Below are 15,162 nucleotides of genomic sequence, written 5' to 3'. Positions count from 1 at the left end.
AACGCTGTTTTTTTGATTTTTTGCTCACCTGTTATCACATCTTTACGCTCTGGCTGGATTTACAGAGGATGTACCACTAAAATTTTCCTCGAAATACAGAGGATTTAGTAATAAACTTCGCGCGACGATCTGGATCACACTAATTTTCTGAGATCGTTAAGCCGAAGCATCCAAATAATGAAAAAAAGCGCTGCCATAGACGCTTAAGGAAACAGCAACATGGCCTTGAAAGATGCAATGCCTTCAGTACTACTTGAAAATGTAGTCAGTTTAATTCACGCTAAAGTCCCTAATTCACAAGCCAAGCAAGTTGAACAGTTCGCGACCTGCCTTTATGCCCACATGTCGAAAGACGACCTCAATGCGCGTAACGACAGCGACCTGTATGGTGCGGTTCTCAGTTTATGGAATGCACTAAACAAAACCCCGAAAGGGGAGACTCACCTCAGAGTATTCAATCCAAGTCAGTCAAAGCACGGCTGGCAATCAACTCATTCGATCATTGAAGTTATCCAACCTGACATGCCATTCCTGGTAGATTCAGTTGGTATGGCATTGAATCGTATGGGTATTACAGCTCACATGATGTTACACACTCCGCTGGCGATTGAGCGTTCAGCCCAGGATGTAACTAAAGTCACTTACCTGAATCAAAGCCCTGACAGCACTGAACACGTTGCCGTTTTCCTGATTGAAATCGACCGTCAAAGCAGCAGTGTGGATATCAAAGCCCTTGAGCGCGAAATCCAATCTGTGCTGGGTGATGTGGCTGCATCAGTCAACGACTGGAGCGCGATGTCAGCTAAGCTGAGTGAGACCATTAAAGATTTACCTAAGCGTCCATTCCCCGGTGAGAAGCAAGAGTTAGAAGAAGCGATTAACTTCTTAACTTATCTTAATAATCATCACTTTACCTTACTGGGTTACCGTCAATACGATTTAAAACGCGTTGAAGGCGACGTCGAACTAGTGCCAAATATGGCCTCTAGTTTAGGCTTAATGAATAAGCACCATAAGACTCAGCCAGAGCAAGGTTTGTTATTATCAAGCTTCTCTGACAGTGCCCGTAAAGAAGCCTTAGACCACAGTTTATTGATCCTGACCAAGAGCAGCGCCAAGAGCCGCGTGCACCGTCCTGCCTATGTGGACTATATCGGTATCAAACGCTTTGACAAGAAAGGCAATGTGGTCGGTGAAGACAGATTCATCGGTTTGTACGCTTCAAATGTGTATAACCGCAGCCCACGTGAGATCCCGCTGCTGAACGAAAAAGTCCAGCGCGTATTAGACCGTTCAGGTTTAACCCCACGTTCTCACGACTATAAAGCCCTGCTGAACATTCTCGAAAACCTGCCGCGCGATGAGCTAATCCAAGCGAATGTGGATGATTTAGCACACACGGCGCACGGTGTGCTCGAGATGCAAGACAGGGACAAACTGAAACTCTTTGTTCGCAAAGATGGTTTCGGTCGTTTCTTATCCTGTTTAGTGTACGTTTCAAAAGATCGTTATAACACTAAACTTCGCCAAGATACCCAACGTATTCTGGCTCAGCATTTCAACAGCAAAGAAGATGTAGAGTTTACGACGTATTTCTCCGAGTCAACCCTGGCCCGTACTCACTACATTGTCAAAGTTGATAACAATAATATGGATGTAGATGTGGCTGCCATTGAAAACAATTTAATTGAAGCGGCACGCTCGTGGGAAGATAAGTTAAATACCGCGCTAAACACTGCCTTAGGTGAAGAAGCCGGTACTCATCTGATGAAGCGTTATGCTAACGCCTTCGAACAAAGCTATAAAGAAGACGTATTACCAAGCTCTGCCGTTGTGGATATGCAACAGCTTGAAGCACTGGATGACGAACACAAGTTAGGCATGTTGTTCTATCAACCGCAGGAAGCGGCGTTGAACGACAACAAAGTGCGTTTAAAACTGTTCCATAAAGATGAGCCAATCCATCTTTCTGACGTGCTGCCGATGTTGGAAAACTTTGGTCTGCGCGTGATCAACGAGCGTCCCTATGAAGTGACGACCTCAGATGGTTCGACCTTCTGGATCTTAGACTTCTTAATGACGGTTAAAGTCACTAATACCGACAATATCGCCGACAGCCAGGACAGATTCCAAACTGCACTCTCTCAAGTGTGGCAAAAGAAATTAGAAGATGACGGTTTTAACCGCATTATTCTGGCGTCAGGTTTAACTGGTCGTGAAGTGTCAGTGCTGCGTGCTTACGCTAAGTACATGCGTCAAATCGATGCGACATTCAGCCAAGCTTACATCGAAGAAACCTTCGGTCGTTACCCACAAATCGCTGATTTGTTGGTGAAAATGTTTATCCGTAAGTTCAATCCAAAACTGAAGACCCGTACTCTGGGCAAGTTTATGGAGCAGATCAACCTACGTTTAGACGAAGTATCGAGCCTAGATGATGACCGTATTATCCGTCGTTATCTCGATCTGATTAACGCCACACTGCGTACTAACTTCTACCAACTGGATGCCAAAGGCGAATCTAAGAGTTATATCTCGTTTAAATTCATGCCTTCGTTAATTCCTGAAATGCCGCGTCCGCTGCCGAAATTCGAAATTTTCGTTTATTCGCCACGGGTTGAAGGTGTGCATTTACGCTACGGTAAAGTGGCTCGTGGTGGTCTGCGTTGGTCTGACCGTCGTGAAGACTTCCGTACCGAAGTGCTTGGCTTAGTAAAAGCACAACAAGTGAAGAACACTGTAATCGTACCTGTGGGCGCGAAAGGTGGTTTCGTTTGTAAACAACTGCCTACTGAAGGTGGCCGCGAAGCCTTTTTCACCGAAGGTCAAGAATGTTACCGCATCTTTATCCGTGCGCTGCTCGATATCACAGATAACATCGTTAACGGTGAAATCGTTCACCCGGTAGATGTGGTCCGTCACGATGAAGATGATCCATATTTAGTGGTCGCGGCAGACAAAGGGACTGCCACCTTCTCTGACATCGCTAACGCCATTTCGCAAGAATATAACTTCTGGTTAGGCGATGCGTTCGCATCGGGTGGTAGTAACGGTTACGACCATAAGAAAATGGGTATCACGGCCAGAGGTGGTTGGGAATCGGTTAAACGTCACTTCCGCGAAGTGGGTATCGATTGTCAAACTACAGACTTTACCTGTTTAGGTATTGGTGACATGGCTGGTGACGTATTCGGTAACGGTATGTTGTTGTCTAAGCACACAAAACTTGTGGCTGCATTCAACCACATGCATATCTTTATCGACCCGAATCCAGATACAGCTGCCAGCTATGAAGAACGTGCCCGTTTATTCGCGCTGCCACGTTCAACCTGGGAAGACTACAACAGCAAGCTGATTTCTAAGGGCGGCGGTATCTTCCTGCGTTCATCTAAGTCCATTCCATTGTCTGCTGAAATGAAGCAAATGCTGGAAACGGAAAAGACGTCGATGACTCCGACTGAGCTGATGAAAGAACTGCTGAAAATGCCAGTGGATCTGATTTGGAACGGTGGTATTGGTACTTATGTTAAGTCATCACGCGAAACCCATGCAGAAGTGGGCGACCGCGCTAACGATGCTCTGCGTGTCAATGGTCGCGAACTGCGCGCCAAGATCGTGGGCGAGGGTGGTAACTTAGGTTGTACTCAGTTAGGTCGTATCGAATACGCAGCTAACGGCGGTCGTATCAACACTGACTTCGTGGATAACGTGGGTGGTGTGGACTGTTCTGACAACGAAGTTAACATCAAGATTCTATTAAACGCATTAGTGGCAGAGGGTGAACTGACACTCAAGCAACGTAACCGTTTACTGGAAGAGATGACCGAAGAAGTCGGCCAAATCGTGCTGCAGGATTGTAAAGATCAAACCCGTACGATTTCTGTCACCCAAGTCCGTGGTGCTGAGCAGTTAAAAGAGCAAATTCGCTTTATCCAGTATTTGGAAAAAGAAGGCAAGTTAGACCGCGCCTTAGAATTCTTACCATCGGAAGAAGAGCTGGCAGAACGTTTAGCCAATGGCCGCGCTTTAACGCGTCCTGAACTATCGGTACTGGTGGCGTACGCTAAGATGGTACTGAAAGAGCAGTTACTGACTCAAGAAATCACCGAAGATACACTGCTGAGCCAACTGTTGATTGCTTACTTCCCGAAACAACTTCAGGAACTGTACAGCCACAGAATGGTGACGCACCCACTGCGCGGTGAAATCATTGCCACGTCACTGGCCAACGAATTGGTCAACGACATGGGTCTGAACTTTGTTCAACGTATGCAAGATGAGACTGGTGCCTCAGTTGCCGATGCGGCAATTTGTTACACTATGGCTCGCGAAGTGTTTGGTTTAGCTGAATTAACTAAAGCGATCACTGACTTAAACGGTATTGTTCCTGCTGTGGTTCAGGGCGAAATGCTGCATCAATTACGTCGCAACATGCGCCGTGCATGCCGCTGGTTCCTGCGTCACCGCAACCGTACTTGGAGCATCGAGCAAACTGTAGCCTTCTTCAAACCCGTATTTGAACAAATCAAAGCGAATGTTCATTCCTACTTGGTAGAAGAAGAAGCGGCGGGTATCCAAGCTGAGATCAACGCTCTTGTGAAAGAGAATGTGCCTCAGAATGTGGCGACCGTCGTGGCTAACATGAGCACACTGTTCTCGGCTCTGGATATTGCGCAAATTGCCCAAGCCGAAGAGAAAACAGTTGAGCTCGTTGCCGAGACATATTTCAAACTCGGTGCCCGCGTTGAGCTGCATTGGTTCCTAGAGCAGATCAGTGCACAACCCGTGGCGAACCATTGGCAAGCACTGGCTCGTGCAGCCTTTAGGGAAGAGTTGGATTGGCAACAACGTGCGTTGACGTCAGTGGTCTTAAGAACATGCAGTGCAACCTGTGACGCCCAGAGCGTTATTTCTCAGTGGATTGATACCAATCAAGCCCTACTGGAAAGATGGTTCCATATGCTCGCTGACTTCAAAACGTCGCAAAGCCATGAGTTTGCTAAGTTCTCTGTCGCCCTGCGTGAACTGAACCTTCTGATCCTTCATTGCGAAGGCCATAAGTAAACTTTTATAACAATCAGAAGCCCTGGCGATCGCCGGGGCTTTTTTTAGGTCGAGGAAAATACATGTTTTATAAAATCGCACAGAAAGTCATGTTTCAGATGGATCCTGAGCGAGCGCATAATTTAGCCATTGGCAGCCTGAAAATGACAGGTAATAGTCCATTGAATGCGTTTTATGCCCAGAATATTGCGCCAGCGCCTGTCAGCTTCATGGGACTGACTTTTCCTAATCCTGTCGGCCTTGCCGCAGGTATGGATAAAGATGGCGAATCGATAGATGCCTTTCATGCGATGGGATTTGGTCATGTGGAAGTGGGTACAGTGACCCCAAGACCACAACCCGGTAATGATTTACCCCGTTTATTTAGATTAAAACCCGCAAAGGCGATCATCAATCGCATGGGCTTTAATAACAAGGGTGTCGATAATCTGGTCAAAAATTTGATCGCAAAGAAAACCGATATCATGGTTGGGGTCAATATTGGTAAAAATAAAGACACTCCAGTAGAGCAGGGTAAAGACGATTATTTGATCTGCATGGACAAAGTTTATCCCTATGCAGCCTATATTGCGGTGAATATTTCATCACCGAATACACCCGGATTACGATCGCTACAATATGGCGATCTATTGGACGAATTATTAAGCGCATTAAAAACTAAGCAACTTGAGTTGGCCGAGAAACATAAAAAATACGTGCCAATTGCCCTTAAAATTGCGCCTGATTTAACCACGGAAGAAATCGAAAATATTGCTCAATCCTTGATTAAAAACAAGTTTGATGGCGCGATTGCGACTAACACAACGTTAACTCGTGACGGTGTTAGCGGCCTTGCGAATGCCAATGAAAGTGGTGGATTAAGTGGTAAACCATTGACTGAGCTTTCAACTAAAGTGATCAAACAATTAGCCACCTGTTTAAATGGTCAGATCCCGATCATTGGTGTGGGTGGAATTAACAGTGCAGAAGATGCGTTAGCTAAATTTGATGCGGGCGCGACTATGGTACAGATTTACTCAGGTTTTATTTACCAAGGTCCAAAGTTAATTAAAGAAATTGTTGAAGCTTACCGCTTAAAATAATGATCTTTAGATCTCAACAGGGATCTAAATTACGATCATTTATCTTAACTGCGATCTAAAACGATCAATAGATCGCAGTTAAGATCCTTAAATAGATCTACTAAGTAATTGTTAACTAATCTGTATTTTTATATTTTTATTTTGATATTGAATAAAATATCTACTATGATGTGCCAGTGTTCAAATAGTAGGTAAACGTTATGTTATTATTGCCACAAAAGGATTGGCACTGGAAATATAACGATTCGTACGGTGTATTAGGCGTTTCGTTAGGTTCCGAGATAGAATTTCTGACGGCTTATAAAGCAAAATCATTAATTCCTGATGCCTTATCAAGCATGGAATTTAATATTGCGCACGCCAAATTCTATATGAGCTTGCTCGACAAGTTGCCGAAAACCTTATCCCTTACCGATGCCGCCATAGTGCAAATTGCCCTAAATGCAACAGCCGCGCATTTTATGCTGACACCGCAAATGCCAAAATCATGGTTTTTTGATTGCAGCGATGTGTGCGTATTTAGCGACGTGGGCAAAGTCTTTGAGCTTAAATGCCAAAAACAACGGGCATTAGTCTTAGTCATCGAAAACACCCTACAATCCGCGTTGGTGATGTTATTATCGCCAGAATGTGTGTTATCTGGTGCTAAAACCATGACGCAATTTGAAACCATTAAGGTGATGCACAATCGCTTGCATCCATTAAGGGTACAGCGCCATGTTGTCGCAGCCTAAATGACGGTCTAGCCAAGTCTTGGCCGTCATTATTTATTTCGAGCTATTGGCAACATAGCTTGGTATTTTTCATTATTTCCGCACGGTTTCCGTTTATCCGACACTATTCATTTACCCTATAAATCGACATGATTTACTGAAAGGTCAATTTAGAATATCTACAGTGTTTTACTTCCTCGTTAATCCAAATCGTAGGCTTTAGTAATACTTGTCGTCCCGACGTTTTGAACGCAAGAGATAGGGGTAAATATAGCCATGAGCGCTCTAGGTTCACTCTCTATTTATCTTAGAAATGGTGTTAATAAACTATTGGGTTTGAGGATAGGAAATTAGTTTGGGGACTGGTGATTCATTCGATTGGTAAACTTAAGATAAGTCGGCCAGTTGAATATATCTTCAAATTTCTTTGTCGGTACTTTAATGAATAATGGGCTTTGTTTACCTATATCACTAAGGAAACAAAGCCCAGTCAATTTCAGTGACTATTTAATGCGCTATTGCTCGGTGAAGGGGCGACCGTAGTAGCTGTCGAGCAGTAGTTGTTTTAACTCACTAATCAAAGGGTAGCGAGGGTTGGCGCCAGTACATTGGTCATCGAACGCATCCTCGGCGAGCTCGTCTAGTTTGGCGAGGAAGTCGGCTTCGTTAACTCCCGCTTCTTGGATAGATGCTGGAATGCCCAGCGTCTTCTTGAGTTGCTCGATTTTTTCCAGCAATTTCTCGACTTTTTCCGCATCTGAACTTCCACCTAAGGCTAAATGATCGGCAATCGCCGCGTAACGACACAGGGCTTTGGGTCTGTCGTATTGGCTGAATGCGGCTTGCTTAGTGGGTAAGTCGGTCGCATTAAAGCGGATCACATTACTGATCAGTAGCGCATTGGCGAGTCCATGGGCTAAGTGAAACTCTGCGCCCAGTTTATGGGCCATGGAGTGACAGATCCCAAGGAAGGCGTTGGCGAAGGCGATACCGGCTATGGTTGCACCATTGTGCACTTTTTCACGGGCGATGGGGGATGCGGCGCCAAGCTCATAGGCATCGGGTAAATATTTGCACAGTAGGTCAAGTGCCTGCAGGGCTTGACCATCGCTGTACTCATTGGCCATCACGCTGACATAGGCTTCGAGCGCGTGGGTGATCGCATCGATTCCACCGAAAGCGGTTAAGGATTTAGGCATATCCATCACCAGATTCGGGTCAACAATCGCCATGTTAGGAGTGAGTTGATAGTCGGCGATGGGGTATTTTTTACCGGTTTGTTCATCGGTGACTACGGCAAAAGGTGTGACTTCTGAGCCTGTGCCTGATGTGGTGGGGATTGCCACCATAGTGGCTTTGACGCCCATTTTAGGGAATTTATAGATACGTTTACGGATATCCATAAAACGCAGCGCTAAATCGGCAAAGTCGACATCGGGATGCTCGTACATCACCCAAATAATCTTGGCCGCATCCATGGGAGAGCCACCGCCTAAGGCAATAATCACATCGGGCTTGAAGCTATTGGCGACTTTGGCACCTTGGCGTACGGTCGCCAGTGTGGGATCGGCTTCCACCTCGTAAAAGACTTCGGTTTCAAGGCCCTGTGCTTTTAAAATCTTTAAGGTTTCGTCGCAATAACCTTGGTTAAACAGGAATCTGTCGGTCACTACGAGGGCGCGTTTTTTATCGCTTAATTCTTCAAGCGCAATGGGTAAGCTGCCGCGGCGAAAGTAGATAGATGAAGGAAGCTTGTGCCACAGCATGTTTTCAGCCCTCTTAGCGACGGTTTTTTTATTGATTAGATGGCTTGGGCCGACGTTTTCCGAAATCGAGTTTCCGCCCCAAGAGCCACAACCTAAGGTGAGCGAGGGAGCGAGTTTAAAGTTGTACAGATCGCCAATGCCGCCCTGTGAAGCTGGGGTGTTGATTAGAATTCGCGCGGTTTTCATTCTAAAACCAAAGGTTTTCACCCGCTCGGTTTGGGTGTCTTGATCGGTATATAAGCCTGATGTATGGCCAATACCGCCTAAGGCAACTAAGGCTTCTGCTTTATCGACGGCGTCATTGAAATCGGCGGCGCGGTACATGCCAAGTAATGGGGAGAGTTTTTCGTGGGCAAAGGCTTCGGCCTCAGTGATATCCGTGACTTCACCAATTAATACCTTAGTGGTGTGGGGGACATCAATGCCCGCCATTAGTGCTATGGTCGCGGCGCTTTGGCCGACGATATTGGCATTTAAGCCGCCATTTTTAAGGATGACTTGTTGCATTGCAGCGGTTTGCGCGGCATTTAAGAGGTAACCGCCATGGGTCGCGAAGCGCTCTTTGACTTGCTCGTAGATACTATCGACCACGATCACCGCTTGCTCTGAGGCACAGACAACGCCGTTATCGAAGGTTTTAGACATCAGAATCGAGCTGACGGCGCGTTTTATGTCGGCGGTTTCATCAATCACAATCGGTGTGTTACCGGCGCCGACACCAATGGCGGGTTTGCCGGAGGAGTAGGCGGCTTTCACCATGCCTTGGCCACCTGTGGCGAGGATAAGGTTCACTTTAGCATGGGTCATCAATTGATTGGAAAGTGCCACACTGGGCTCATCAATCCAACCGATAATGTCCTTGGGCGCACCGGCGGCAATAGCAGCATCTAGCACCAGTTTAGCCGCTGTGGTGGTCGAGACTTTCGCCCTTGGGTGAGGGGAGAAAATAATCGCATTGCGGGTTTTAAGGCTGATCAATGCTTTGAAAATGGCGGTGGAAGTGGGATTCGTGGTGGGGACAATCCCACAGATAATGCCCACGGGCTCGGCGATAGTGATAGTGCCGAAGGTGGGGTCCTCGGATAAAATTCCGCAGGTCTTTTCATCTTTGTACTTGTTGTAAATATACTCGGAGGCAAAGTGGTTTTTAATCACTTTGTCTTCAATCACCCCCATTCGGGTTTCGGCGGCGGCCATTTTCGCAAGTGATATGCGGGCATCGGCGGCGGCCAGTGCGGCGGCGCGGAAAATGGCATCGACTTGTGCTTGGCTAAAACTGGCATATTCGGCTTGCGCTCTGGCGACACGCTCGACCATGAGATCCAGTTCTTGAGCATTGGTTACTGTCATGATTAAGACTCCTAAAAAGATTTAGGGAATGCGCGATTCGCTAAATCTTCTTTATGGTGAAAAATTACACCTAAAGCCGCAGTGAAAGTGTGATCGTCCAATCAGTTTGGCGCTCTTATGTAATAAAAATACAGTAACAATGATCTGTTTTACCCTCTTTGGCTTAAAATCCGCCGAGGATTGCCAGCAGCTATTACTCAAACTTGTGATTTAACCTCAAAAATCTCATTTTTCAGTCATCTGTGGTTAAGCTACTATACTTGCCCTTACGGTTAGTTTGATGAAATTGGCGTGACACGCTCAATAAGGACTGCAACTTGGAGTTAACACTTTACGTTAAATTTTTTCTTGGTCTGGTTGCCATTATCAACCCCATTGGTTTGTTGCCAGTGTTTGTGAGCCTAACCAGCCATCAAACCGAAGCCGAGCGTAACCATACGGGTAAAGTGGCTAACTTTGCGGTGGTGGTGATCCTGCTAGTGACCATAGTGGCGGGACAACATATTTTGAATATGTTCAGCATTTCACTCTCGGCCTTTAGGATTGCAGGCGGCACGCTGATCGCCATTATTGCGATGTCGATGCTGCAGGGTAAATTGGGTGAAGTAAAACGCAACCAAGAGGAAGACCGCGAATCTTCGGCGATGGAGTCCGTGGCGGTGGTGCCGTTAGCCTTGCCGTTAATGGCAGGCCCTGGTGCGATTAGCTCGGTCATCGTGTTTGCCGCAGAGCATAATTCCTTCTCCAATTTTGTGGCGATGTTTATCACAGTGATCATTTTTGGCTTGGTGAGTTTCGCCCTGTTCAGAATGGCGTCAATCATTTACAAAATTCTTGGTAAAACCGGCATTAACGTTATTACCCGTTTGATGGGGCTATTAATGCTGTCGATCGGGATTGAGGTGATTGCCGCTGGTATTAAAGGGCTGTTCCCACAACTCTTCAGCTAATTGACCTTAACGGGGGAGGAGCATGTTCCTCCCTTGTTTTGGTGGCGCATTTTTAGCTGCTACTTTTAATCTCAATTTTTTGCGCAGTGTGTTAACTGTAGAAAATGTTTCGCCGGAAAAAGCTTATGCAAGCATCTGTTTTTTAGGTGTTTAGTAACAGCTAAATTAGGTAAAATTGGTCGTTCTCGCGTAAATCCTATGCTATACCTATTTTGTCTTATCTCTTAACCTCGCTTTAATAAGGAAATCACTATGAAATGGCAATGGATTGGCAACCTCAGCTTGAAACAAAAATTACTCATGGTTGTATTGCCGCCCTTATTTGCATGTTTTTTATATGGTGCTTTGTTTCTCATTGAAAAATATGAGTATCGTCAAGAGCTTAAGCTTATCGTTCAATTGAGTGAATTGGCGGTCACCAACAGTAATCTGGTGCATGAGCTACAAAAAGAGCGTGGCATGAGCGCTGGCTTTATTGGCTCAGCGGGTAAAGCCTTTGCAGGTAAAATCCCAAGTCAAAGACAACTGACGGATAGCCAGTTAAAACAATTCCAAGATTTCATTTCAAACAATGCGTTACCCGAAGTGTTTGCGCCTAAATTACGGGAGATCAACACGCAGCTTGGTCGCCTTTCGGGGATCCGTTCGCAAATAGACAGTTTATCCATCAGTGTGGCGGATGAAGTGGCCTATTACACCGATCTCAATAAACAGTTATTAGCCATAGTCGATGAAACGGCAAAGGCGGGCGCCAATCAAGAAATTGCCATTAAGGCCGCGGCATTCAGTGCCTATCTACAAATGAAGGAACGTGCGGGGATTGAGCGTGCGGTCTTAAGTTCAACCTTCGGTCAAGCAGGTTTCAAACCTAAGGTGTATGCCAAGTTTATAACCTTAGTCTCAGAGCAAAATACTTATCTGGAACGCTTCTTGGCACTTGCCACGCCCAATCTTATAGAGGGTATTCGTCAGCTGCAAAGTGGTAACGAAGTCAGAGAAGTTGAGGCGCTGAGACAAATAGCAATCGAGCAAGTCAATCAAAAAATTCAGCACCAAAACCCTGAGGACTGGTTTGCAAAATCCACGGCACGTATAGACCGTTTACGGGATTTTGAACAAGAGGTTTCTACCGATCTGGTTAAGACCACCACAGACCGACTCTATACCGCCAACGAGCATATGTTCTTCGTGCTCGTGACATTAACCGTGGTGTTAGTGTTAGTGCTGCTGTTGAGTTTATCGGTTATCCGTTACCTACACGACAGTGTGCACCATGTGTATTCGACGGTGACAAAGGCCAGGAAACATTATGATCTTAGTGTGCGTTTAACCCAAAATAGCTCGGATGAATTTGGGGAGTTAGCCATTGCATTCAACGACATGATGAATGATTTCGAGAGTGTGATCCTGCAAGTGCGTGCCAGTGCCAGCAAGTTACAACAAGCGGTAGAGCAAATGGATGTGTGTACCCACGCAATGGAGCAAGATGTGATGGCTGGGCACAGTGAGGCCGAGCAAGTGGCCTCAGCAATGACAGAGATGAGTGCGACAGTGGCAGAAATCGCCAGTAACGCTGTTAATGCATCGGAAGCCTCCACCGCGGCGAACCATGAGGCGAAAGCGGGTAATATCGAAGTGGGTCGTACCAGTGCCGCGATTAAGGCTTTAGCCGATGATATTGATGGCGCCTCTAAAGCCATTAATGAACTCGACCGTGAAATCCACGGTATTGTGGTGGTACTCGATGTGATAAGCGGCATTGCCGAACAAACGAATCTACTCGCACTTAATGCGGCGATTGAAGCGGCAAGGGCAGGCGAGATGGGACGGGGCTTTGCCGTCGTGGCCGATGAAGTGAGAAGTCTTGCGCAGCGCTCACAAACCTCGACCTCCGATATTAAGAACATGACGGATAGACTGAAATCGGGCGCCAGCATTGCCGTTAAAGCTATGGAACGCGGACTCGCGCAGGCCAATAACAGCGTGCACGAAGCCGAGCAGGCGGGGATTGAGCTTAAACGTATCGTCGAGCAAGTGGATATTATCGACCGCATGAATGAGCAAATTGCCACGGCAACCCATGAGCAGTCTGCCGTGTCTGAGGATGTGAATCGCAATGCATTGAAGATCAGTGAAATTTATCTCAATACCCAGAGGATTTCGGATGAATTACGGGAATTGACCAAGGCACTGACCTACGATGCGGCGTTAATGTCCAAGGAAGTGAACAAGTTCAACGTCAATTAACTGCGAAAGTCGGACATAAATCTCAATTTATCAGGCGGTTTGTTTAGCAATTGCGCAACCGCCTGAAATCAACTCTTTTTTACTTGACCACCCACAGGCTTTTGCGTACAGTACCGCTCCGTTAACGACGAAAGCTTACGAATAGAGCTTATAACGTTATGCAGCGTGGCTGATTAACACGTAAAACGAATCACAACAATCTGGTGAGATGTCCGAGTGGCCGAAGGAGCACGCCTGGAAAGTGTGTATACGGAAACGTATCGAGGGTTCGACTCCCTCTCTCACCGCCAAATCCAAGTTTAAAGACGTCCTAGGACGTCTTTTTTCTTACCTGTATTTTATTAAAATCAATAACTTATCATCCTATATTGTTTGATGACATCCTACTGCATCCGAAATCTTTAGTAATGCCAAAAGTAATGCCAAGGAAATTTGGTAAATTTTGGCATTACTTTTGGCTTCAAAAACACCCTCTTTTTATGCCGTTTTTTTACTTGATTTTCTCGATTTTATGGCCCAGATTTAACTTGGCAATATCCTGATTTGTCTGAATTTATTCAGCGATAAGTAATGCTTGATTTTCGAGTGAAAAATGATGCCAAAATCAAGCATTACTTTTGGGTTTAATTTTAGGGGGTAGAAATGGGAAGGAGTACAAATAAGCTGACTGCAAAAGCGGTGCTCAATGCTAAAGCGGAAGCAAAGCCCTATAGATTGTCAGATGGTGGCAATCTCTATCTCTATGTGCGCACTGCAGGGAAAACGTGGGAATTTAGATATATACGTCCCTCCACCAGCAAACCCACCTATTTTGGTTTAGGCTCATATCCTGACGTATCCTTAGCTGAGGCGCGAGATAAAGCGCTAGAAGCGCGAAAAAACTTGGCCGAAGGCATCGACCCTCAATTACTTAAAGTTGAAAACAAATTAAAAGCGGCAACAGAGAACGCTCAAACTCTCAAGCATATTGCGCAAATGTGGATGGACTCTAAGCAGGGAAGCATTAAGCCTAAAACCATCGAAGGCAATTGGCGTAAGCTTGAGCTGTATGCCTTCCCTAAACTGGGGAGTATTGCGATTAGCAGACTCACGGCTCCCATAGCCATTGCCGCGCTAAAGCCCCTAGAGCAGAAGGGGCATCTTGAAACGGTTAAGCGTACCGCTCAGTTGCTGAATGAAATCATGAACTTTTCAGTTAACTCTGGTTACATTCATGCTAATCCGTTGTCAGGTATTCGAGAAGTTTTTAGAAAGAGCAAAGTAGAACATCTGAAAGCATTAAAACCAGCAGAGCTAGCTGAGTTGCTGCAGACTATTGCAAACGCCAATTTATTGTTAACGACCCGGTGTTTGATTGAATGGCAATTGCACACAATGACCAGGCCAAATGAAGCGGCCGGAGCCCGTTGGGAAGAAATCGATTTTGATGCCAAACTTTGGACTATTCCTGAATCACGCATGAAAATGAATCGTGAGCATATTATCCCGCTTACAGAGCATACCCTCGCGATACTCGAAACTGTTAAGCCGATTAGTGAACAGAGCCAATTTGTCTTTCCATCATCTAAAGATCCTCAAAAGCACACAGATCCTGAAACCATTAACAAAGCATTAGGGCGCATGGGATTAAAGGGAAGAACAACGGGTCATGGTTTACGCTCGCTTGCGAGCACTACCTTAAACGAACAGGGCTTTGATGGTGATGTCATTGAGGCCGCGTTAGCCCACGTAGATAAAAACCAAATCCGCAGCGCCTATAATCGCACTACCTATTTAGAGCGACGGACCAAGTTAATGGAGTGGTGGAGCAATCATATTGCCACTGCAGCAGTCGGGTCTTTGTCAGTAACAGCGGGGTCAAGAAAATTAGGGGCATGACCTGTTAAGGCCGAATAGATATTATCTCCTGAGTTAAAAGGTTAGGGGACGTGACACACGGCCCCTTCCTGAAGTCCGACTCAGGATTTGTACACTTACATCATGACAAACC

7 protein-coding genes and 1 tRNA gene are annotated in these 15,162 nt (G+C 45.9%); 7 read left to right on the top strand and 1 reads right to left on the bottom strand.

What is annotated here, in order from left to right; genetic code table 11:
- Positions 1 to 219 precede the first annotated feature (219 nt).
- From CF168_RS11795 to CF168_RS11785, 3 genes are all read left to right on the top strand, one after another.
- Positions 220 to 5,064 (top strand): NAD-glutamate dehydrogenase, encoded by a 4,845-nt coding sequence (locus CF168_RS11795; RefSeq protein ID WP_089067964.1) that lies wholly within the window; start codon positions 220 to 222, stop codon positions 5,062 to 5,064.
- A gap of 62 nt (positions 5,065 to 5,126) precedes the next feature.
- Entirely contained in the window at positions 5,127 to 6,146 is a 1,020-nt protein-coding gene (pyrD, locus tag CF168_RS11790; protein WP_011622457.1) for a quinone-dependent dihydroorotate dehydrogenase, read from the top strand.
- Positions 6,147 to 6,346: 200 nt separating this feature from the next.
- On the top strand, positions 6,347 to 6,880 hold the full coding sequence (locus CF168_RS11785; protein ID WP_011622458.1) for a cell division protein ZapC: 534 nt from the start codon (positions 6,347 to 6,349) through the stop codon (positions 6,878 to 6,880).
- 494 nt (positions 6,881 to 7,374) lie between these two features.
- Here the strand turns inward: CF168_RS11785 and adhE are convergent, their stop codons facing one another.
- Entirely contained in the window at positions 7,375 to 9,975 is a 2,601-nt protein-coding gene (adhE, locus tag CF168_RS11780) for a bifunctional acetaldehyde-CoA/alcohol dehydrogenase (protein WP_089067963.1), read from the bottom strand.
- A gap of 317 nt (positions 9,976 to 10,292) precedes the next feature.
- On the opposite strand from adhE, the gene CF168_RS11775 reads away from it, so the two are divergent.
- From CF168_RS11775 to CF168_RS11760, 4 genes are all read left to right on the top strand, one after another.
- Positions 10,293 to 10,925 (top strand): YchE family NAAT transporter, encoded by a 633-nt coding sequence (locus CF168_RS11775; protein WP_011622460.1) that lies wholly within the window; start codon positions 10,293 to 10,295, stop codon positions 10,923 to 10,925.
- 252 nt (positions 10,926 to 11,177) lie between these two features.
- Complete coding sequence (locus CF168_RS11770) at positions 11,178 to 13,172, top strand: methyl-accepting chemotaxis protein (RefSeq protein WP_089067962.1); 1,995 nt, start codon at positions 11,178 to 11,180, stop codon at positions 13,170 to 13,172.
- A gap of 202 nt (positions 13,173 to 13,374) precedes the next feature.
- Positions 13,375 to 13,462 (top strand) — tRNA-Ser (locus tag CF168_RS11765).
- A 352-nt stretch (positions 13,463 to 13,814) separates the two neighbouring features.
- Positions 13,815 to 15,050: a tyrosine-type recombinase/integrase gene (locus tag CF168_RS11760; RefSeq protein WP_089067961.1), complete on the top strand. Its 1,236-nt coding sequence runs from the start codon at positions 13,815 to 13,817 to the stop codon at positions 15,048 to 15,050.
- Positions 15,051 to 15,162 lie beyond the last annotated feature (112 nt).

This window comes from Shewanella bicestrii (genome assembly GCF_002216875.1).
Classification (GTDB): domain Bacteria; phylum Pseudomonadota; class Gammaproteobacteria; order Enterobacterales; family Shewanellaceae; genus Shewanella; species Shewanella seohaensis.
Note: the sequence above shows the minus strand (reverse complement) of the source record. Positions and strands in the feature narration are given on the sequence as shown.